Source organism: Pseudomonas sp. TWRC1-2, assembly GCF_049896685.1.
Classification (GTDB): domain Bacteria; phylum Pseudomonadota; class Gammaproteobacteria; order Pseudomonadales; family Pseudomonadaceae; genus Aquipseudomonas.
Genome location: NZ_JAFCUU010000006.1, coordinates 302,720 through 324,349 on the forward strand (window position 1 = coordinate 302,720; position 21,630 = coordinate 324,349).

Consider the following 21,630-nt stretch of genomic DNA (forward strand, 5'->3'; position numbering starts at 1 on the left):
ACACCTGAGCCCAATAATTACCCTATAAGGGTAATTTTACTAATCGAAAATTCAGTTCTTTTTGCCGCCTACGAACCCTAGTGCGTTGCCTTTGTAGGCAAGTCTGAATAGGCTGTAGGAAAATTCATCCTATGATTGGACGAAAGCGCAAAATCCATGACAGACATCGCCCCTCTGATCAAACGTTCCCTGGTTGACCAAGCCCTGGAGCAACTGCGTCGACGCATCACTGAAGGCAAATGGGCCATCGGCGGGCGCCTGCCCACCGAGCCTGAGCTTTCCGCCGAGCTGGGCATCAGCCGCAATACCGTGCGCGAGGCCATGCGTGTATTGGCGTTTTGCGGCTTGATCGAAATTCGCCAGGGCGACGGCAGTTATTTGCGCTCGATGACCGACCCGCTGGGCGCAATGCGGGCGTTGTCCCATTGCACCCTGGAGCAGGCGCAGGAGACCCGGCAGATTCTCGAAGTGGAGGCCATCGGGCTTGCGGCGTTGCGCCGTACCGAGGCTGATCTGAGTGCGTTGCGCGACGCACTCAAGGCCAGCGCCGAGCTGTACCACGGCGACCTGGAGGCTTACATCAGCGCCGACCTGGTGTTCCATAAACACTTGGTGGACGCGGCGCACAACCCGGCATTGAGCGAGCTGTACCAGTACTTCTCTGCCATCGTCGCCGCCCAGTTGCGCCAGACCCTGAACATCTCACCGCGTCGCCAGGCCGTGTTTGACCTGCATATCGCCTTGCTCGACGCCGTGGAACAGCAAGATCCGGAACGCGCCAAATCCCTCTGCCGGCAGTTGATCAATGAACCTTGAAACCAAACGCCCGACTGAACTCGAAGAATTATTAATCGATGCCGAAGCCGATGACGACGTGGTGCAGCACACCCCGCCGGTCGTCGCGCGGCCGTGGCTGTTACTGCTGGGCCTGATTCTGGTGGCACTGAACCTGCGCCCGGCATTGTCGAGCATGTCGCCGCTGCTGGCTGACGTCTCCCGGAGCCTGGGGTTGTCGGCAGCCAAGGCGGGTTTGCTGACCACTTTGCCGGTGCTCTGCCTTGGCCTGTTCGCACCGATGGCGCCGATCCTGGCGCGGCGCTTCGGTGCCGAGCGCGTGGTGCTGGGGATTCTGTTGACGTTGGCTGCCGGGATCATTTTGCGCAGTGCCTTCGGCGAGGTCGGGCTGTTCGCCGGTAGCCTGATTGCCGGTGCAAGTATCGGCATCATCGGCGTTCTGTTGCCGGGCATCGTCAAGCGTGACTTTGCCAAACAGGCCGGCACCATGACCGGCGTGTACACCATGGCGCTGTGCCTGGGCGCCGCATTGGCTGCTGGCTCGACGGTGCCGCTGAACAAGCATTTCGGTGACAGCTGGAGCATCGGCCTGGGCTTCTGGATTCTGCCAGCGCTGGTGGCGGCGGCGTTCTGGTTGCCACAGGTCGGGCAAAAACATGGTGCCCATCAAGTTGCGTATCGCGTGAAGGGGCTGCTGCGTGATCCGCTGGCCTGGCAGGTAACGGTGTACATGGGCCTGCAATCGTCGCTGGCCTATATCGTGTTCGGTTGGTTGCCATCGATTCTGATCGGCCGCGGCCTTAGCGCGACCCAGGCGGGCCTGGTGCTGTCCGGCTCGGTCATCGTGCAGTTGGCCAGTTCCCTCGCCGCACCTTGGCTGGCCACGCGCGGCAAGGACCAGCGGCTGGCGATTGTGGTGGTGATGCTGTTGACCCTCGGCGGCTTGTTCGGCTGCCTGTACGCGCCCCTTGATGGCCTGTGGGGCTGGGCGATCCTGTTGGGCCTCGGCCAGGGAGGCACTTTCAGCCTGGCGCTGACCTTGATCGTGCTGCGCTCGCGCGACTCACATGTCGCGGCCAACCTGTCGAGCATGGCCCAGGGCTTTGGTTACACCCTGGCATCCCTCGGCCCGTTCGCGGTCGGGCTGGTGCATGACTGGACGGGCGGCTGGACGGCCGTAGGCTGGATCTTTGCCGTGATCGGCGTGGGCGCCATCGTCGCCGGGTTGGGCGCGGGCCGTGCGGTGTACGTGGGCGTGCGCAGCGAGAAGGTATAGCAAGATGGCAGGTGAGGGGCAGTAACCCTGCTCCCTTGGCACGCAAGCTTGGGCGCCACCCCAAGCCCTGCGCTTTTCAGGCGTTACAGGTACCGCATTTCCAGGGTGGCCGAACCGTCGATGGGCACTTCGTTACTCAGGTCCATCCCGTCGGTGCGGTTGATGAGGGTTTGCACCTCCAGGTCGGCGACCAGGTCTTTGGTCGGCAGCGGTTGGCTGGCGTCGTTCATGGCGGCGATGGACATGTACAGGCCCGGATCGAGGAACCTTTCCTTGTTCCACGAACTTCCCTGGTCAGTGGAGCCAATGGTCTGCACCGGCACATTGTCGGCGAGCGGGTTACTCAGCATCAAAATGTAATGCCCAAGCTTCTGATCGCCATTGATCAAGCCCAGGCCGTAGTCGCTGGGGTTGTCGGTTGAGCCGACGCGGTTATCCACGCCATACAGGGCGAATGCCGTTGCGGCCTCACAGGTGACGGTCAGGCTCAGCGTATGGTTGCCGATGATGGTGTATTTGGCCGGGTTCAGGTCCTTGGCGGAAATCTTGCCGTGGTCGATCACCCCACCATTGGACAGGCTCGGCGTGCACGCGCTGGGCGTGATCAGGCCCTTGACGGTCAGCTCGGCAGTGGATGCCGCCGAAGCGCCTGTGGAAGTGGCCAGTAATAGCGCAGTGGTCAAGACAGGGAAAAGCTTGTTCATTTAGCGGGTACTCCTAGGGTTGGAAAAGGTGGTGTTACAGATAAGTCACTTCCAGGGTGGCGGAGCCATCCATGGGAATGTCGGTGCTCAAGTCCAGGTTCTGCTTGGCGTTGATCACTGCTTCCAGGGTCAGTGTGCTGTTCAGGGTCTGGATGCCGGAGGGGCCCGCGGTGCTGCCCTCCAGATCGGTAAAGCCCAGCAGGCTTTTGGCGCCGATGTCGATTGGATTGCGGTTGGAGGTGCGCCAGGCCACGCCGCCGGTGGTGGACTCGGTGCCGTAGATGTACGGCACGGCATCGGCCACGGTCTGCTTGGGGTCGAACTTGACCGAGTACACACCGACCTTGTTGCCGCTGCCGTCCAGGCCCAACCCGTAGTAAATCTCGCTGTCGACGTGCGCCGTGCCGTCGCGGTTGTCGCGCATGCGCAAGGCGTAGCGGGCGGCGCCGTTGCACGTGACGGTCAGGTTCAGGGACTTGAGCGGCAGCCGTGTGCCGGTTGTGAGGTTAAGGTCTTGCTGGGAGATTTTGCCGAAGTCGACCAGTCCTGCGGCTGACAGGGTTGGCGTGCAGGCCATTGGCGTAATCAGCCCATCGACCCTCAGCTCTACGCTGGAAGCGGCGAGGCTCAGCGGGCTGAAGAAGATAAAGGGCGCGAGAATCAGATATCGAAGGGTCATGAGGGCTCCGGGTACGCTTACAGGTAGGTGATTTCGAGCGTGGCCGAACCGTCGAGCCGAACCTCAGTGCTCAGGTCCAGGCTGTCGAGTGGTGCAATAAATGCCTGCAGGCTCAGTAAAGCGCTCAGGTTTTGCAGGGCCTCGGGGCCCTGGGTGCTGCCGGCCGCCGCGGTAAACCCCAGAAGGCTGCGTGCGCCAACGTCGATGGGACTGCTGTTGGCAATGCTCCAGGCCGAGCCGCCCGTGGTGGAGTCGGTGCGATACACCTGGGAGAAGCTGTCGGCGCTGACCTGGGCAGGGTCGACCGTCAGGTAGTAGCGCCCGATTTTCTGCCCGCGTGAATCCACGCCCAAGCCATAGGCGGTTTCATCCAGGCCTCCGGTGGCGGAGCCGTCGCGGTTGTCTTTCATGACCAGGGCAAACGGGGTCGGCCCGTCACAGGCCACCGTGAGCGTCAGCGGACGGGCCGGCAGGCGTGTGTCCTGATCGTGGCTCAAGTCGTTGATCGACAGCTTGCCAAAGCTCACCGTCCCCCCGTTGGACAGCCCGGGCGTGCAGGCCGCCGGCGCAAAGTGCGCTTGCAGGCGCAGCGCCCGCGAGCGCCCGGAGCCGGCAGCCTCGATCCGCCCGGTGGTGTCCCAGGTGACGTCATCGCGCACAGGCTTCGCGCGCGCCTCGGCATAGGCACTGACTGCCAGTTGCAGGGAGAAACTGCGGCCATGCGCGGGCAGGCCGTTGAGCATCGGTACGATGCCATGCTCTGGGCGCCAGTCCAGGGAATGGGCGCTGGCAATCGGCGGCTGGCCGCTGGCCGCCAGCAAACCCAGCGCTACAGCGCGGCCGTCCAGCAGGCCACCGTTTACGTGCACGCGGTAGCTGCCGCCCTGGGTGAAGCGCAAACGCTCGGCGCTGGCGGCCAGGCCGCGGTAGAACACGCTCAGGTCGCTGGTCTGCGGGCAGTCCAGGGTCATGCTCAGGCGCCGTTCACCCAGCAGTCGTTCAGGGCCGTGTGCCGGGTCAATGGTGCGACGAATCGAGCCAAAATCCAGCAGCGACTCACTCACGTCCAGTCGGCAATCGTTCTGGGCCTGGGCAGTGCCCGTCAGTAGCAGGGCGGCGAGGCAGTAATGACGTTTCACGAGAGTCCTCACAGGGTCAGGCAACGGGCGGGTGCGGTTTCGAAATACACGTCGGGGTCGGCCTTTTGCGGCAGCTCAAAACGCAGGGCGCAACGCGGCTGCCCAGGGCCCTTGATCCATAACGGCCGAGGGTCGAGCACATTGGGCAGGAATACCTGGTTGCCCTCCTGCACCAGCGTGACGAACTCGCCGCCGTCGGTGGTGACCGTCGCGCCACGCGGCACCGGCCGGTCAAGGGTCAGCAAGGCCCGACGTGTGAGGGCGACGCCGAACTCAAGCCGGTCGACGGCGCCGCGCCCTGCCGACACCACGGCCAGGCCATTGCTGATGTCGGCATTGCGCGGCAACGAGCGCGTCTGCACTTCCACCGGGCTACGGCCATAGGCGCTGATCTGCGGCACCACGGCCTGGCCTTGCCAGTCGGTCCACACCGGGCCGCTTGGCGTACTGACTTTGACGCCGGACATTTGGCCCACCGACAGCAGCGCAAACGTGTCGCGCACCGGGTAGGGCGACAAGGTCACGCCGTCGCCATGCACTACCACACCGCCGCGCGCGCCGCCCTGGTAGCTGGAACGCGCGTCGCTGGAGCGGCTGTAGTTGAAGTCCAGCTGGCTGTAGAACGGCAGGGCCGAAATCCCGAGGGACGACTCGACCTCGCGGTCGCGGCTGTCATGTTCAACGCCCACCCGATAGGCCAGTTGGTCGTTGAGCGGTTCGTTGAGGCCGATGCCGATGCGGTGCTCGCCCCCGGAGTTACGCACCCAGGTGCGGCCTCGACGGTTCTCGCCCAAGGGCAGGCTGAGGTTCAGGTACAGGCTGTCATCGTTGTAACGGCGGCCGCCCATCTGCCATTCGGCGGTGGCGGACAGCGATATGCCACCCACTTGCGTGCCCCACGACGCCAGTGCCCGGCTGCTGCTGTCGCCGGTAAACGAGGCGGCGCGCGACACGCCGAGGCTGAATGCTCCCAGCCATGGATGCGCCCAGGAGACCGTGGCGCTTTGCTGGTCGCGGTAGCGTGAGCGCTGCTGCTCGCGGGTATGGGCGGCGTAGGTCGATTCGGTGAGGTCGCGATAGCCCTCGCTGCGCCAGGCATTGGCGGCGCTGATGGCCCAGCGTTCACCCACTTGCTGAGACCACGAGAGGTCCACCTGCACGCCGCGCGCTTGCGCCTGGCGAGTTGCCTCGGCGACTACCACAGCCCCTTGCAACTGGCTGTTCTGCCAGGGCAGCACACCCAGGTTGGCCCCGGCCGAGCGATAGTCTTCGGCCGCCAGCAGGCCGCTGCCCAGAGTGATCAGTGGGTGAACTGCAGCCGTCCACCCGGCGCTGACCACCCAGGGTTCGGCGCCACTGCTGTCGCCGATGTTGCGCACCGTGCCTGCGGCCACGGCGTAACCCGGTGCCGGCAGACCCAGGCCCAGCATCGCCGCCGGCACGCTGAAGCGCCGTTCTTCGCCGGAGGCTTCCTTGACCGTCACTTCCACATCGGAGCGCCCGTTCAGGCGCGGCACATGGCTCAGGGAAAACGGCCCCGCGGGAACCACTGTGGAGTGAACCAACGCACCGTTTTGCCGAACCTCCACCTGGGCCGGGCCGTTGGCGATGCCATCGATCGTCGCGCCCTGATCCTGGTCTTGCAGCGCCTGCTCGGTGAGCACTTGCACGCCAGTGATCGGGGCTCCCGCCAGCACCGGGTTGTAGAGGTTGATCTGCCCGGCCTGCAATACCGCCTGCTGGCGGGCAAAGGTCCGTTGGGCGTAGGCGTCCAGATGGTTGCTGCGCGAGACGCCGTCCTGCCAGGTCTGTACCTGGCGGCTGCGCACGATCCAGTCGCCGGCGTTAAAGCCGACTTCGGTGTTGGCCGAGCCGAACCGGCTGCTGTCGCCGAACTCGTTGTGCAGGCCGGTCACATCGTAATTGAGCAAGGCTGCGAAACCGCCGGTGCTGTAGCCGGAAACGTCCTGTGGCGCAACGCGCAACGCCTGCGTGGGCACTACCAGCGACAGAGCCAGGCTGGCCGGGTCGGATTCGATCACCGTCTGGGGGTAGTGCTCGACAAAGGCGTGGCAGGCGTCAACGCGGCGTGGCGGCGCGACCAACTGACCGGCTTGCAACAAGGCGGCGTCAAAGCACAATGCGCCGTGGTCATCGAAGCTGACGTCGACCCGACCGCGCCTTTGGCCGTTGACCTCCAGGTTGACGGCGTGGCGGCCGCGGGTAAAGCGCGGCGTGTCCAGCAGCAGGCTGGCCAGTTGCGGGTCGATGCCACGCTGGTGCAGGGTCTGGTGGTCGAACGAACCGGTTGACGACGCGTCGTCTGCCCAGGCCTGTTCGGCCAGCAGCAGATGGCTGAGCGCCCATGCGATGCCGCCCAGTTGCACGAGTGACGGGCGCGGCATAACGCCGGACAGGGCTTCGCCGTCACGGTAATTCATGACTGTGTTCACACAATTACACTCGTTTGATGGAAGCCCGAGGCGAGGGTTTCGGACGCGCCAGGCGGTCTTCCCGGTGACCTTCGCAGGGGGTCACTTCGTTTTATAGAGGCGTCGCCGCAGGTCGACGCGGTGGGATCAAGGCGTGATGGGGGCCTCGTAGGGCGCGACAGCAAAGCCATACACCGTGGCCGGTTGCAGGCGTACTGACGTCGCCCCCGTACCTTGGGCCGCGACCGTCAGGGTTTCTCCCGGCAGCACATACGTGCGCGGCAGCAAGGTCGAGCCGCTGCCGGGCAACAGCCGCACCGCCTGCGCAAGGCGCACCACGTACGGTGTGGGGTTGCGCACGCTGAGCCGGTCGCCGTCCAGGTGCCAGGTCAGGCCCAGCCACGGCTCACGGTTGGGTGCCAGCCCCTTGGGATGCAGGATCACCGGCAGGTTCTGGCGCACCGTGACGCCCACTTGGGCGCGCGCGGCCTCGGCGCCGATACGTTGCTGGGGCATGCCTTCGAACACCACCCGTTTGAGCCGTTGGGTCTGCAACGGCTCGTCCGCTTGCAGGATGAACCGCACCAGCTGACGCTTGCCGGGCTCCACCCGCGACAGCGGCGGAGTGACGAACAGCAAGGTGGCCTGGTCTTCGGGGATGTCTTCGAGGGTCACGTGCAACAGGGCCAGTTTGCTGTCGGTATTGGTCACGGACACGGCCGCTTCGCCGTCCGCCTCGTGCACGATGACCACCGAGGTGTCCGGCACCATACCGTCGGCCAGCGCCGCGGCAGAGCACCATAAAGCGAGGCCGGCACAACCGGCGCGTATCCAGGAAACATGCATCGTCATCTGAGGACTCATTCACTAAGGGTTACAGGTACTTGAGGTCCAGGGTGATCGAACCTTGCAAAGGCACTTCTTGCTTCAGCGTCAGGCTATTGGCCGGGCTGATGGCGGTGTCCACCCGCAGGCTGGCGACCAGTTGCCTGATGGGGATGGGCACCAGCGTGTCGAGGTGGGCAAAACCCATGGCGTGCCTGGGATGTGCATTGGGCTCGGGGTACCAGGTGCTCCCGCCGTCCGCGGAGCTGATCACCTGCAGGGCGCCGCCGTCGCCCACCGGCCCGCGCAATGACAAACCCACCGACCCCAGGCGTTCGCTCGGCGCATGAACGTTCATGCCCAAGCCGTACAGAACGTCGGGTTTCACAGAGGAGTCCGGCTGATTGTCGATACCCACCAGTGCAAACAGCGTCGGCCCTTCACAGTTGATGCTCAGGCCCATTTGCCGGCTGGGCAGTGACGTGAATTCACTCGGTCTCAAGGTGCGCGCCGGGATCTTGCCGTAATCGATCAGGCCGCTGTCGGACAGCGACACTGTGCACGCTTGGGGTGTGATCCGGCCGGTAACGCTCAGGTCCACGGTTGAGGCGGCGAAGGCCGGCGTCAGGTGCAAGGCGAACAGCGTGAGCGCCCGGGTGATGGTCGATGGGTTCATTGCGTCGTTATCACAGTGGGGGGTGGGTGCCGCCAGTTACAGGTACAGCACTTCAACGGTGGCATCGCCATCGATGGCAACTTCGTGGGTAACGTCATCCTGCTGGTGGGGGCGATGACGCCGCCCACGCAAGGGCGGGCTTACCAGTACTTCACTTGCAGCGTGGCATGACCATCGATGGGCATTTCATCCACCAGGTTCAGGTCGGTGCCTTTTACCAGGGTGGTGAAGGCGCTGAGTCGGGCGGTCAACACCTTCACGGCGATCGGGGCGTTGAGGTTGTCGGCGGCGGCGAAAGCGGTCAGCCCGGCATGGCCCAGGTACGTCGAAGGACGCCAGTCGGCACCGCCGTTGCTGGATAAGAGGGTGCGCACCGGCACGTTGTCGGCGACCGCATCCAGTACGCTGAACGCCACACTGCCCAGCATCTGGTCGTCATTGACCCTGCCCAGGCCATGGCTCGCCGGGTGGATGGCCGATGTGCCGGAGCGGTTGTCGACGGTGGTCAGGGTGAACAGGGTTTCTGCCTCGCAGGTGACCTCCAATTGCAGGTTGACGGTCTCCAGGCGGGTAGGCAGTTGGGGATCGAGGTCCTTCACCGTCAACCTGCCATGATCGACGACGCCACCACTGGACAGGTTGGGCAAGCAGGCGCTGGGCGTGATCAGGCCGGTGATCCTAAGGTCGGTGGCGCTGGAGGCAAATGCCTGGGGAATGACGGCCATCAGCGCCGTGAACACTGGGGCGAGGGTGCGATGGTTCATGTAAAACCTCCAAGTAGGGCGATGCGCGCGAGGCTGATCCGATGCGTCATGGCATCGGGTCAGCGAGCCTTGTTTACAGGTACTTCACTTCGATCGTGGCGGAGCCGTCGAGGGGCACTTCATTGCTGAGGTTCAGGTCTTGTGCGGGCACGATCTGGGTCATGACGGCCAAGTCAGTGATCAGGTCCTGAATAGGCACGGGGACATACAGGCCACCGGAAACACCGCCGAAACCGGCCAGGTTGCCGCTGTACCAATATTCACCATCAATCGCGCTCCAGGTTTGCCCGCCGTTGTTGGACTCCAGGGGTATGACGCCGACGTTGTCCGCAACCGGGTTCACCAGCTCAAGGTGGTAGGTGCCGATTTTCTGCGTGTTATCGATCAAGCCCAGCCCATAGCCCGTCGCAACGACAGCCGAGGACGCTCGGTTGTCGTTGCCGTTCAAGCCAAACAAGGTCTGTGCATCGCAGTTCACACGCATCTGCAAGGTCACGGCTGGCAGATCAGTGGGGGTGCCTTGATTGAGGTCCTTGGCGGAAATCTTGCCGTGATCGACGATGCCGTTGGCGGACAAGGTTGGCGTGCAGGCACTCGGGGTGATCAGCCCTTTGACGATCAACTCCACCGAGCTTGCGGCAACAGCCGGGCCTTGATGAGCGGCCACTAAAAAGAGGGCGAGTGCTGCTAGGGACTTATTCATGTCGTGAGGTTCCGGTGCAAGGATTGCTGACTGTGCCTCAGGGCAAACAGCCATGTGTGTTGCGACCGTGGGGAGGACAGGCCGCGCCCCTTGTTGGGGTGCGGCGAATTTATAGAGGGGGGCGAGTCGGGGAAATACAACAAATACGAGAGTAGGCGGATAGCGCAAAGGCGCATTCGCTTATGTCAGAACCGGCTGTTGTTTACGTAGGAATTGTGAAGTTTCGTAGTTTTTGTATCGTCCAGGCGCAGTCATTCGAATACGTTTTGCGCCGCTGAGCCGTCATAAAAAAATCAAAAAGATGGTTCAGAATGCCGCGCCCGATCGGCCAGAGCGCGGCCGTTTCCTGCACGCATGGCGTGCCATCATCGTCCGTCGATACGGTAAGTTGAGGTAGTCATGTCATCAGGCATTCCCCCAGGCAGCAGGGGTGGGGATGACTCGCGGGCGTTGACCACCGTGCCTGCCTGTTGGCAACGGCTCAAGGTGTTGGTTGTTGACGACCATCCAGCTTACTGCCTGCTGATGAGCGGAACCCTTGACCGCCTCGGCCTTGGCCACCAAGCGTGCAGGGATGGGCGAGCTGCGCTGGCCGCCCTGGACGTGCAGCACTTTGATCTGATTCTGACCGACTGCCAGATGCCGCTCATGGACGGCTACGCCATGACGCGCGAAATCCGCCGCCGCGAACGTGAGGCGCTGTCGACGCGACTGCCCATCATCGGCCTGACCTCAAACCTGGGCCCTGACGAAGTCCGCCTGTGCCTGGAAGCCGGCATGGACGCGTGGCTGATCAAACCGCTGACTTTTTTGCAGCTGCACCACGTCTTGGTCTATTGGCTGGACCAAGCCCACGTGGGCGCATTCGAGCAGGGCACAAAGGCACAGGCATTGGTCGGGCAAAAAGGCTGGCCAACCCGTACGACGCTGGTGCAAATGTTTGGCCGCAGCGAAGTGGTGGACAGCATGCTTGGCAGCCTGATCCATGAAGCTCGCCAAGACCTGCGCGCGCTGTCGGGCGCGGTGATGCGCCTTGATGGCGCCGAAACCGTTCAACACCTGCACCGCTTGATTGGCAGCGTGGCCTTTCTGGGCGTCACCTCGCTGGAAAAACGCGGCCTGCAACTGATGACGCGGGTAAGTGGCGACGGCGTGGCCACGCATGCCCGCGACTTGATCCGGTTGCGCCAGGACCTGGTGCGTTACCTGGCGTACTTGTCGGCGCTTTGAAGACGCAGGCTTTCATCGGGGGTGAAGGAAGATTTCGCCCTGAGCTGTAGCTTCTTTCTGACGGCCTGCTCTGTTTGTTTTGTAGGTATAACTCTCGACAGCCACGAATGCTGCACGGGCTGCCCTGGCTGGTTTTCTTGGCGGTTGTTGCCGGCCACATCCGGCGCTATTTTGCGTAGGTCAAGTTGCCATCATGGTGGGTCTCATGCTTCGCGTAATAATTGCTGACGATCATCCGATTGTGCGTATCGGCCAAAAAGTCGTGATCGAGGCCAGTGGAAAGTGCAAGGTGGTCGGCGAGGCCGACGGCCCCGATCAACTGCTGGCAGTGCTCGACAGCACGCCTTGTGACCTGCTGGTGACCGACTTTGCCATGCCGGGCAATCAGCAGGTTGATGGGTACGGCCTGTTGAGCCTGATGCAACGCCAATACCCGCGATTGCCAGTGATTCTGGTGACCATGTTCGCCAACATCGCCACGCTGCGCGCTTCCTTCGCACAAGGCGCGCGGGCCATCGTGGCCAAGAGTGCCTCAGCCAGGGAGTTGCCGCAGGCCATCAAGGCCGTGAGCGAAGGCCATACCTTCGTCAGCGAAAGCCTGCGGGTGCAGTTGGTGGAAGCTGGCACCGGCGACCAGCAAGCCGTGCCGCAGTTGTCCGGCAAAGAGCGTGAAGTGGTGCGCATGCTCGCCAGCGGTATGACCGTCAGCCAGATTGCCGCCCGGGTCAACCGCAGCATCTCGACCATCAGCAAACAAAAAAGCACGGCCATGAGCCGGTTGTGCATCTCCACCGACGTGGATTTGTTCGCCTATGCTCGCAGCAGTGGCATGGTGCCGTAAGCGTGGTCATTTGCGCGGCGAATGTCGGTAGCCTTACCGGCGCTGGCGGCTTATCGTGCGCCTACCTTTTCGATGCCTGCGGAGCCTGCCCATGAGTGATGCCCACAACGCCCTGATCACCGAGTTCTACAGTGCCTTCCAGCGCCTGGATGCCGAAGCCATGGCCGCCTGCTACACCGACGATGTGGTGTTCAGCGACCCCGCGTTCGGCGAGCTGCGTGGCCGTGACGCAGGTGACATGTGGCGCATGCTCACCACCCGCGCCAAGGATTTTTCCCTGACCTTCGACCACGTGCGCAGCGATGAGGCCACCGGCAGCGCGCATTGGGTGGCGACGTACCTGTTCAGCGCCACCGGCAACACAGTGGTCAACGATATCGGCGCGCGGTTTGTGTTTCGCGATGGCAAGATCTGCGAGCACCACGATCACTTCGACCTGTGGCGCTGGTCGCGCCAGGCCCTGGGCCTCAAGGGGTTGTTGCTGGGTTGGTCGCCTGCGTTGAAAAACGCCGTGCGCGCCCAGGCGCTTAAAGGCCTGAGGGCATTTCAGGCCGGTCGTTGATAAGATTGGCGCTCCTCTGGTTTGCCGAAACGACCTGTGACTGATCTTCCTGAACCCAAACCCTGGTTTGTCTACCTGGTGCGCGCGGCCAATGGCTCGCTGTATTGCGGCATCAGCAATGACCCGGTGCGCCGCTTTGCTTCTCACCAAAGCGGCAAGGGCGCGCGGTTCTTTTTGTCCAGCCCCGCGGTGGCATTGGTGTACACCGAGCAATGTGCGAGCAAGGGCGAGGCGCTGCGCCAGGAGCGGCTGATCAAAAAGCTCAAGAAGAGCGCCAAGGAGTGCCTGGCGGCGAGCGGTTCATTGATTTGACTGATGGGTTCCCATCGCGCGCACTTGGGGCGTTGCAGGCTAAGCTAGCGGCTCACTTACTTGAGCGGAGCCTGGCATGTCTGAGTTGATCCTGCACCACTACCCGCAATCCCCCTTTGCTGAAAAAGCCCGCCTGATGCTGGGCGTCAAGGGCTTGTCCTGGCGCTCGGTGTTTATCTCGCCGGTGATGCCCAAGCCTGACCTCACGGCCCTCACCGGCGGTTACCGCAAGACGCCGGTGCTGCAAGTCGGCGCCGATATCTACTGCGACACCGCCTTGATCGCCCACCGCCTGGAGCAGGAAAAGTCCGCGCCGGCGCTGTTTCCCCAAGGCCTTGAGCTGGTCACGCAAAGCTTCGCCGCGTGGGCCGATTCGTTGGTGTTCTCGCATGCCGTGGCGCTGGTGTTCCAGCCCGAATCCCTGGCCGTCAAGTTCGCCAAGGTGCCGCCGCAGATGCTTGACGTGCTGGTGGCGGACCGCGCCAAACTGTTCAGTGGCGGCACTGCCACCCGCGTGCAATTGGATCGGGCCAAGCACCAATGGCCGACGATCATCAGCCGCATCGATCAGCAATTGCAGCACCAGGCAGGTGACTTCCTGTTTGGCGAGCCGTCGATTGCCGACTTTGCCCTGGCGCATCCGTTGTGGTTCCTCAAAGGCTCGTCAGTGACGGCGCCGCTGGTGGATGCCTATCCCGCCGTCGCCACCTGGCTGGACCGTGTGTTGAGCTTCGGCCATGGCACTGCCAGTGAGATGAGCGCCGAACAGGCCTTGGAAGTGGCGCGTAACGCGACGCCTGCGGCCTTGCCGGATGAACTGTTCGAGGACTTGAACGGCTTCAAGCCGGGCCAGCAGGTGAGCATTTGCGCCACCGACTACGGCACCGATCTGGTGGCCGGCGAGTTGCTGTTCGCCGGGCGTGAGGAGTTGATCCTGCGGCGTACCGATGAACGCGGCGGCACCGTGCATGTGCATTTCCCTCGGTTGGGGTTCCGCATTCAGGCGCAGTAAATAAAATTATTTTCAAAACAACGTGAGGTAAATCCACCGCCCATCCGTGTAGTGCTTGAAACTGCGATCTATTCGCATTAACAGCGTTTTCTACACGGGTTCTCACAGCATGAAATCGACGGCGGGCGGTTGGGTAAAACAGTGGCTGGGAGCCTCGGTACTGGCGGTGTCGGGGCTGGCGTTGCTGCCCCTGGCCGTGGCGCAGGCGCAGGAGCAGCAAAGCGCCCAGTTCAATTTTGCGCTGGCAGCCAAGCCGCTGCCCCAGGCCCTGAGTGATTTCAGCCGCGTCACCGGGATCAGCGTGATCTATACCGATGAAGCGCCCTACGGTCTCAGTGCTCCTGCCGTCAGCGGGCAAATGAGCGCGACCCAGGCCCTGCAACGCCTGCTCGGCCACTCAGGCTTTACCTTCCGCCAGATCGACGCCCACACCTTGGCCCTTGAACCTGTGCCCACCGACGGCGCGGTCAACCTCGGCGCCACCACCATCAGCGGTGCCGGCCAGGCCCAGGACAGCACCAGTTACCAGCCACCGCCCACCAGCTCGGTGATGCGCTCCCATGGCCTGTTGCTGGAAACCCCGCAAACCGTCAACGTGGTGCCCGCCCAAGTGCTGCGCGACCAGACCCCGCGTAACCTGGATGACGCCCTCGCCAATATCAGCGGCATCACCCAGGCCAACACCTTGGCCAGTACTCAGGATGCGGTGATGCTGCGCGGGTTTGGCGATAACCGTAATGGCTCGATCATGCAAGACGGCATGCCCGTGGTGCAGGGGCGAGCGTTGAACTCCACCGCCGAGCGCGTTGAAGTGCTAAAGGGCCCGTCGTCATTGTTGTACGGTATTCAGGACCCGGGCGGCGTGGTCAATATCGTCAGCAAAAAGCCGGAACTGACTCAATCCACCTCCCTGACCGCACGTGGCTCGACCTTCGGCGACGGCAAGAACGGCAGTGGCGGTAACCTCGATACCACTGGCCCGATTGGCGACAGCGGCCTGGCGTACCGTCTGATCGTCGACCATGAAGACGAAGATTACTGGCGCAATTTCGGCACCCACCGCGAGACGCTGGTGGCGCCGTCCCTGGCCTGGTACGGCGACACCACCAAAGTGGTCTTCGCCTACGAGCACCGAGAATTCCTCTCGCCGTTCGACCGTGGCACCGCCATCGACCCCAAGACCAATCACCCGCTGAACATCCCCGCGACCCGGCGACTGGATGAGCCGTTCAACAACATGGAAGGCCGCTCCGACCTGTATCGCCTGGAAGTCGACCACGACTTGAACGACGACTGGAAGGCGCACTTGGGCTACAGCTGGAACCGCGAGACCTATGATGCCAGCCAGGTGCGCACGGTTTCGGTCAATTCCAACGGCACCTTGACCCGCAGCATGGACGGCACGCGGGGTGCGCTGACCACCGATCGTTTTGCCACGATGAGCCTGGAAGGCAGCGTCAACGTCGGTGGCATGCAGCATGACCTGGTGTTTGGCCTGGACGATGAGTACCGCAAGATCTACCGCGCCGACTTGATCCGCCAGGCGCAACGCAGCGCCTTCAGCTACCTCGATCCGGTCTATGGCAGGGACGTGCAAGGCACCACCGTCAGTGCCAAGGACAGCGCCCAGACGGACCTGCTGCGCAGCGACTCACTATTTTTCCAGGACGCCATTCACCTGACCGATCAGTGGATCCTGGTGGGCGGTGTGCGCTATCAGATGTATGACCAGTACGCCGGCAAGGGTGTGCCGTTCACGGCCAACACCAACGGCAATGGCCAGGCGTGGGTGCCGCGCGCCGGCCTGGTGTACCGCTACACGGATGAGTTGTCGTTTTACGGCAGCTACACCGAATCGTTCAAACCCAACTCCACCATCGCCGCCCTGGCCGATGGCAGCACCTTGACCGGCGACCTCACGCCTGAGGAGTCCAAGTCGTGGGAGCTGGGCGCCAAGCTCGATATCCCGGGGCGTATTACCGCCAGTGCGGCGTTGTTCAATATCGATAAGCGCAACGTGCTGGTCTCGGTGGGATCAGGGGCCAACACCGTTTACAGCATTGCCGGCCAGGTGCGCTCCCGTGGTCTGGAGCTGGACGCCACCGGCCAGTTGACCGACCAATGGAGCGTGATCGGCAGCTACGCCTACACCGATGCGCTCGACACCAAGGACAAAGACCCGACGCTTGAGGGCAACCGCCTGCAAAACGTGGCCAAGCACACGGGCTCGCTGTCGGCGGTCTATGATTTCGGCACTATTTTCGGTGGCGACCAACTGCGGTTGGGCGCAGGCGCCCGTTATGTGGGCGAGCGCGCAGGCGATGCCGCCAACGATTTCAACCTGCCGGGCTACACCGTCGCCGACGCGTTTGCCACCTATGACACCAAGATCGAAGGCCAGAAGGTCAAGTTCCAGCTCAACGTGAAGAACCTGTTCGACCGCACGTACTACACCTCGGCCGCGAGCCGGGTGTTTGTGTCGCTAGGCGATGCGCGGCAGGTGTCGGTGTCCAGTACGCTTCAGTTTTAATGCGTCAGACGGGCTGCTGTTGTGGCGAACGGGCTTGCCCCGCGTTGGGCTGCGAAGCAGCCCCAAAACCAAGCACCGCGGTGTGCCTGGAAAAACGCGGTGGCCTTACCAGGGGCCGCTTCGCAGCCCAACGCGGGGCAAGCCCGCTCGCCACAACGGCATTGAGCTGGTAGCGTTGCCGCCACTGAAGACTTCGCGGGAAAACGCTACTGATGCACTTGGGCAGATGGATACACACCAGCGCGATGCTGGTTGGCTTGAGCTTTTTACTGGGCGGCTGCGCGAGTGTTTCGCAGACTTCCAACTCCCTTGATCAACTGCTGGCCGACCCGACGCTGCACGGCGCCACGGTTTCGCTGACCGTGCGTGACGCGCGCAGTGGCGCCACGCTTTATCAGCACAACCCGCGCACGCGTCTGGTCCCCGCGTCCAATCTCAAGCTGCTGACCACGGCGGCGGCGATGGACGTGCTGGGCCCGCAATACCGGTTCTCCACGCAACTGCTGAGCAATGGCATACGCCAGGGCGATCGCCTGACGGGCAACTTGTACCTGCGAGGCCTCGGCGACCCGACGATTCAGTTCGCCGACTACCAGGCGCTGGCCGCGCAACTGGCCAGCCAGGGCGTGCGCCAAGTGCAGGGCGACATCGTGTTCGACGACACCTGGTTTGACGCCGAGCGGCTCGGTGTCGATTGGTCCCACGACGATGAAACCACCTACTATGGCGCGCAGATTTCGGCGCTGACCGTGTCACCCAATGCGGATTTTGATGCGGGCAGCGTGCTGGTCACAGCCAAGGCGCCAGCGCGTGTCGGCCAGCCAGTGAGCGTCGAGATCTTCCCGCCCACCGATTACCTGCAATTGAGCAACCGCGCGGTCAGTGGGCCGGGCAATACGTATGGCATCAACCGCCGCCATGGCACCAACCTGCTGCAGCTCAGCGGTGCAGTGGCGCCGGGCAGGCAGAGTCCGCAGCTGGTCAGCGTGTGGGAACCTACGCAACTGGTGGCCAATCTGTTTGAGCAGGCCCTCAAACAGCAGGGCATTACCGTGCTTGGGCGTCGAGTGGTGGGGGCTGCAACCCCTGCCGGCGTGACCATGCTGGCCGAGCATCAATCGGCGCCGTTGCAGGAATTGATCACGCCGCTGCTCAAACTCTCGAACAACAACATGTCTGAAGCCTTGCTCAAGGCCATGGGCCGTCAGACCGCCAATAGCGGCACGGCGGCGGCGGGTGTGGTGGCAGTCGCCGGTTTCCTTAAGCGTCAGGGCCTGGATACCGCGGCGCTGCATCAAGTCGACGGCTCCGGGCTGTCGCGGCAGAACCTGGTGTCGTCGCAAACCCTCACCGACCTGCTGCTGGCCGCGCGCAAACAGCCGTGGTTCAACGCCTGGTACAACGCGCTGCCGATTGCCGGCAACACTGACCGCATGACCGGCGGCAGCCTGAGTTATCGCTTGCGCGGCACGCCGGCTGAAAACAACCTGCATGCCAAAACCGGCTCCATGGGCGGCGTCTCGTCATTGAGCGGCTACGTCACCGACGCCCATGGGCGCACGTTGGTGTTCTCGATGCTGAGCAATAACTACGTGGTGGCCGGCGCGCAGGTCAAGGCGCTGGAGAACCGCGTGGCCGTGGCCCTGTCACGCTGGGACGATTGATTCAGGGCTGGTAGCCCATCCGCCAACTCACGGCCCGGGTCGCCGCCAGCAAGCGTTGCGCCGCCGGGCCATCTTCATCGGCGTGGAACAGTGAGGTCGGGCCGACCACGGTCATCACGGCCGCGACCTGGCCGACCGCGTTGAATACCGGCGCCGACAACGCGTCGACGCCGGGCATCAGCAAGCCGTGCACAAAGTGCAGGCCACGGCTGCGGATCTGCTCGCAGGCGTTGGCGTAAGCCTGATCGTCCGCCAAGGCATGGGCGACACCGGCCTGAATCTCGCGCTCGCGCAATTCCACGGTTTCCCGCGACGGCAGGTAAGCGCTGAACACCAGCCCGGTGGACGAGCTGAGCAGCGGCAACACCGAACCCAGCTGCGTCACCACCGTGATCGCGCGCACTGCCGGCTCGATGTGCACGACGGTCGCGCCCTGGTTGCCCCACACCGCCAGAAAGCAGGTTTCATTCAACTCATCGCGCAGTTCCGCCAGGGGCAGGGCGCCGACTTTCAGCACATCCATGCTGCCCAGCGCGGCCAGCCCCACGCGCAACGCCTCGCGACCCAGGCCGTAGTGGTTGGTGGCGGTGTTCTGTTCAGCAAAGCCCGAGGCGATCAACGCCTGTAAATAGCGGTGGACCTTGCTCGCCGGCATCTGCACATGCTCGGCCAGGCGCGACAGCGACGTGGCCGGCGACAGTTCGGCGAGGGCCTTGAGAATATCGGTGCCCACTTCGGCCGAGCGGACTTTCTGTTTACCGGTGTCGCGGGGCTTTTCCATGGAGGAGCGAGAATCCGAGAGGGGGGAATGGGCGTCTTTATAGCTTGACGGTCGACAGTGATCAAATTACGTTATGCGTAACTGGATTACGATAAAAACAACTTCCGCTCAGAGGATGCTCCATGAACCTCGAATACCAATCGGGCTTTGGCAATCAATTCGCCAGCGAAGCCCTGCCTGGCGCGCTGCCCATTGGCCAGAACTCCCCGCAGAAAGCCCCGTACGGCCTGTACACCGAACTGTTCTCCGGCACAGCCTTTACCATGGCGCGCAGCGAAGCCCGCCGCACCTGGCTGTACCGCATTCAGCCGTCGGCCAATCACCCGGCGTTCGTCAAGCTTGAGCGGCAAATGGCCGGTGGGCCGTTGGGCGCAGTGACGCCCAACCGCTTGCGCTGGAACCCTCTGGATATTCCGAGTGAGCCCACCGATTTCATCGACGGCCTGGTGGGCATGGTTGCCAACGCCGGGTCGCAACAACCGTCTGGCATCAGCATCTACACCTACCGCGCCAATCGGTCGATGGAGCGCGTGTTCTTCAACGCCGACGGTGAACTGTTGATCGTCCCCGAGCAGGGCCGCCTGCGCATCGCCACCGAATTGGGCGTGCTGGACGTGGAGCCGCTGGAAATTGTCGTACTGCCGCGTGGCCTGAAATTTCGCGTCGAACTGCTGGATGCCCAAGCACGCGGCTACATCGCAGAAAACCACGGCGCGCCGCTGCGCCTGCCGGACCTTGGCCCGATCGGCAGCAACGGCCTGGCCAACCCGCGTGACTTCCTCGCGCCGGTTGCCCACTACGAAGACCTCAAAAAGCCGACAACGCTGGTGCAGAAATTTCTCGGCGAACTGTGGGCCTGCGAACTCGATCACTCACCGCTCAACGTGGTCGCCTGGCACGGTAATAACGTGCCGTACAAATATGACCTGCGCCGGTTCAACACTATCGGCACGGTGAGCTTCGATCATCCGGACCCGTCGATTTTCACCGTATTGACCTCTCCCACCAGCGTGCACGGCCTGGCCAACCTCGACTTCGTCATCTTCCCACCGCGCTGGATGGTGGCCGAGAACACCTTCCGGCCGCCGTGGTTCCACCGCAACCTGATGAACGAATACATGGGCCTGATCCAGGGCGCCTACGACGCCAAGGCCGAAGGCTTCCTGCCCGGCGGTGCCTCGCTGCACAGCTGCATGAGCGCCCACGGCCCGGACGGTGAAACCTGCACCAAGGCGATCAATGTCGAGCTGGCGCCGCACAAGATCGATAACACCATGGCCTTCATGTTCGAGACCAGCCAAGTGCTGCGCCCCACACAGTTCGCCCTCGAATGCCCGCAACTGCAACCCGCTTACGACGCGTGCTGGGCCTCACTGCCTGCCACCTTCAACCCGAACCGGAGATAACCCATGACTCAACCAACGCTAGCCCGCAGCTGGGTGGCCTCCGCTAACGGTCACCAGGACTTTCCCCTGCAGAACCTGCCGCTGGGCGTGTTCAATATCAACGGCTCGGCACCGCGCAGCGGCGTGGCGATTGGCGACTGCATTCTCGACCTGCACGCGGCCCTGGATGAGTTTGACGGCGAAGCCCGCCGCGCGGTGGAGGCGACTGTCGGCGGCCAGTTGAATGCGTTGTTCGAGCTTGGCCGTGGCCCGCGTTTGGCCTTGCGCGAACGCCTGCTGGAACTGCTTGCCGAAGGCAGCAAATTGCAAACCCGTGAGGCGCAAGTGCTGCACTTGGCCGCTGATTGTCAGATGCACTTGCCGGCAAAAATCAGTGACTACACCGACTTCTATGTCGGCATCGAACACGCGCAGAACGTCGGCAAGCTGTTCCGTCCCGACAATCCTCTGCTGCCCAACTACAAATACGTGCCGATCGGTTATCACGGCCGTGCCTCGACCATTCGCCCGTCCGGCACCGAGGTGCGCCGCCCTAAAGGCCAAACGCTGCCGGCCGGCCAGACCGAGCCAACGTTTGGCCCTTGCGCGCGCCTGGATTACGAACTGGAACTGGGCATCTGGATCGGCCAGGGCAATGCCATGGGCGACGCGATCGCGATTGGCGATGCGGCCGAGCATATCGCCGGTTTCTGCCTGCTCAATGACTGGTCGGCGCGCGACATCCAGGCCTGGGAATACCAGCCACTGGGCCCGTTCCTGTCGAAAAGTTTCATCACCAGCATTTCGCCCTGGGTGGTGACGGCCGAAGCATTGGAGCCGTTCCGCAAAGCCCAGCCGGCACGCCCCGAGGGCGATCCGCAACCGCTGCCGTACCTGCTGGATAAGCGTGACCAGGCCGCAGGCGGTTTTGATATCGAACTGGAAGTGCTGCTGACCACCGCCGCGATGCGCGAGCAAAACCTGCCGGCCCATCGCCTGACCCTGAGCAACACCCAGCACATGTACTGGACCGTGGCGCAGATGGTTGCGCACCACAGCGTTAATGGTTGCCAATTGCAGGCCGGTGATCTGTTTGGTTCGGGCACGTTGTCTGGCCCGCAGCCGGGGCAGTTCGGCAGCCTGCTGGAGATTACCGAAGGCGGTAAAAAGCCGATTGAACTGGCCTCGGGCGAGGTCCGTAAGTTTCTCGAAGACGGCGACGAAATCATCCTGCGCGCGCGTTGCAGCCGCGAAGGGTTTGCCTCCATCGGGTTCGGCGAATGCCGTGGCACCGTCGTCGCGGCGCGTTAAGAGGGCAGG

The 21,630-nt window shown here is 63.2% G+C and carries 20 protein-coding genes; 11 read left to right on the plus strand and 9 right to left on the minus strand.

Annotated elements, in window-relative coordinates; genetic code table 11:
- Positions 1 to 156: 156 nt before the first annotated feature.
- Together ACP7B3_RS19280 and ACP7B3_RS19285 are read left to right on the plus strand one after the other, a co-directional pair.
- Entirely contained in the window at positions 157 to 816 is a 660-nt protein-coding gene (locus tag ACP7B3_RS19280; RefSeq protein WP_426180243.1) for a FadR/GntR family transcriptional regulator, read from the plus strand.
- Positions 806 to 2,071, plus strand: coding sequence for a CynX/NimT family MFS transporter (locus ACP7B3_RS19285; protein ID WP_426180245.1), 1,266 nt, complete (start codon positions 806 to 808; stop codon positions 2,069 to 2,071). The genes ACP7B3_RS19280 and ACP7B3_RS19285 overlap by 11 nt, the downstream gene beginning before the upstream one ends.
- Before the next feature lie 83 nt (positions 2,072 to 2,154).
- On the opposite strand, the gene ACP7B3_RS19290 is transcribed toward ACP7B3_RS19285, so the two are convergent.
- From ACP7B3_RS19290 to ACP7B3_RS19325, 8 genes are all read right to left on the minus strand, one after another.
- On the minus strand, positions 2,155 to 2,775 hold the full coding sequence (locus ACP7B3_RS19290; RefSeq protein ID WP_426180247.1) for a DUF1120 domain-containing protein: 621 nt from the start codon (positions 2,773 to 2,775) through the stop codon (positions 2,155 to 2,157).
- A 34-nt stretch (positions 2,776 to 2,809) separates the two neighbouring features.
- On the minus strand, positions 2,810 to 3,454 hold the full coding sequence (locus ACP7B3_RS19295; protein WP_426180249.1) for a DUF1120 domain-containing protein: 645 nt from the start codon (positions 3,452 to 3,454) through the stop codon (positions 2,810 to 2,812).
- 17 nt (positions 3,455 to 3,471) lie between these two features.
- The gene (locus ACP7B3_RS19300) at positions 3,472 to 4,593 is read right to left on the minus strand and encodes a DUF1120 domain-containing protein (protein ID WP_426180251.1); all 1,122 of its coding nucleotides are present in this window, start codon (positions 4,591 to 4,593) and stop codon (positions 3,472 to 3,474) included.
- Positions 4,594 to 4,601: 8 nt separating this feature from the next.
- On the minus strand, positions 4,602 to 7,046 hold the full coding sequence (locus ACP7B3_RS19305; RefSeq protein WP_426180253.1) for a fimbria/pilus outer membrane usher protein: 2,445 nt from the start codon (positions 7,044 to 7,046) through the stop codon (positions 4,602 to 4,604).
- Positions 7,047 to 7,172: 126 nt separating this feature from the next.
- The gene (locus tag ACP7B3_RS19310; RefSeq protein WP_426180469.1) at positions 7,173 to 7,871 is read right to left on the minus strand and encodes a fimbria/pilus chaperone family protein; all 699 of its coding nucleotides are present in this window, start codon (positions 7,869 to 7,871) and stop codon (positions 7,173 to 7,175) included.
- Positions 7,872 to 7,899: 28 nt separating this feature from the next.
- Positions 7,900 to 8,526 (minus strand): DUF1120 domain-containing protein, encoded by a 627-nt coding sequence (locus tag ACP7B3_RS19315; protein WP_426180255.1) that lies wholly within the window; start codon positions 8,524 to 8,526, stop codon positions 7,900 to 7,902.
- 140 nt (positions 8,527 to 8,666) lie between these two features.
- A complete protein-coding gene (locus ACP7B3_RS19320; RefSeq protein ID WP_145161310.1) occupies positions 8,667 to 9,290 on the minus strand; it encodes a DUF1120 domain-containing protein in 624 nt (207 codons plus the stop codon).
- A gap of 73 nt (positions 9,291 to 9,363) precedes the next feature.
- Entirely contained in the window at positions 9,364 to 9,993 is a 630-nt protein-coding gene (locus tag ACP7B3_RS19325) for a DUF1120 domain-containing protein (RefSeq protein WP_145161312.1), read from the minus strand.
- A 399-nt stretch (positions 9,994 to 10,392) separates the two neighbouring features.
- Between ACP7B3_RS19325 and ACP7B3_RS19330 the strand changes: the two genes are divergently transcribed.
- From ACP7B3_RS19330 to dacB, 7 genes are all read left to right on the plus strand, one after another.
- Complete coding sequence (locus ACP7B3_RS19330; RefSeq protein WP_426180258.1) at positions 10,393 to 11,223, plus strand: response regulator; 831 nt, start codon at positions 10,393 to 10,395, stop codon at positions 11,221 to 11,223.
- Between the two features lie 205 nt (positions 11,224 to 11,428).
- Positions 11,429 to 12,064, plus strand: a complete 636-nt coding sequence (locus tag ACP7B3_RS19335) for a response regulator (RefSeq protein WP_426180260.1) — start codon at positions 11,429 to 11,431, stop codon at positions 12,062 to 12,064.
- A gap of 91 nt (positions 12,065 to 12,155) precedes the next feature.
- Positions 12,156 to 12,626 carry a nuclear transport factor 2 family protein gene (locus ACP7B3_RS19340; protein ID WP_426180262.1) on the plus strand — a complete coding sequence of 157 codons (471 nt, stop codon included), beginning with the start codon at positions 12,156 to 12,158 and terminating at the stop codon, positions 12,624 to 12,626.
- Positions 12,627 to 12,662: 36 nt separating this feature from the next.
- Entirely contained in the window at positions 12,663 to 12,938 is a 276-nt protein-coding gene (locus ACP7B3_RS19345; protein ID WP_025855645.1) for a GIY-YIG nuclease family protein, read from the plus strand.
- A gap of 76 nt (positions 12,939 to 13,014) precedes the next feature.
- A complete protein-coding gene (locus tag ACP7B3_RS19350) occupies positions 13,015 to 13,950 on the plus strand; it encodes a glutathione S-transferase family protein (RefSeq protein WP_426180264.1) in 936 nt (311 codons plus the stop codon).
- Between the two features lie 109 nt (positions 13,951 to 14,059).
- Positions 14,060 to 16,480 carry a TonB-dependent siderophore receptor gene (locus tag ACP7B3_RS19355; RefSeq protein WP_262210605.1) on the plus strand — a complete coding sequence of 807 codons (2,421 nt, stop codon included), beginning with the start codon at positions 14,060 to 14,062 and terminating at the stop codon, positions 16,478 to 16,480.
- Between the two features lie 212 nt (positions 16,481 to 16,692).
- The gene (gene dacB, locus ACP7B3_RS19360; protein WP_426180266.1) at positions 16,693 to 18,144 is read left to right on the plus strand and encodes a D-alanyl-D-alanine carboxypeptidase/D-alanyl-D-alanine endopeptidase; all 1,452 of its coding nucleotides are present in this window, start codon (positions 16,693 to 16,695) and stop codon (positions 18,142 to 18,144) included.
- Position 18,145: 1 nt separating this feature from the next.
- Here dacB and ACP7B3_RS19365 read toward each other — a convergent pair whose 3' ends face one another.
- Complete coding sequence (locus ACP7B3_RS19365; protein WP_426180267.1) at positions 18,146 to 18,925, minus strand: IclR family transcriptional regulator; 780 nt, start codon at positions 18,923 to 18,925, stop codon at positions 18,146 to 18,148.
- A 122-nt stretch (positions 18,926 to 19,047) separates the two neighbouring features.
- Here ACP7B3_RS19365 and hmgA point away from each other — a divergent pair, with 122 nt between their 5' ends.
- Both hmgA and fahA read left to right on the plus strand, forming a co-directional pair.
- Positions 19,048 to 20,331, plus strand: a complete 1,284-nt coding sequence (gene hmgA / locus ACP7B3_RS19370; RefSeq protein WP_426180268.1) for a homogentisate 1,2-dioxygenase — start codon at positions 19,048 to 19,050, stop codon at positions 20,329 to 20,331.
- A gap of 3 nt (positions 20,332 to 20,334) precedes the next feature.
- A complete protein-coding gene (fahA, locus tag ACP7B3_RS19375; protein ID WP_416364344.1) occupies positions 20,335 to 21,621 on the plus strand; it encodes a fumarylacetoacetase in 1,287 nt (428 codons plus the stop codon).
- Positions 21,622 to 21,630 lie beyond the last annotated feature (9 nt).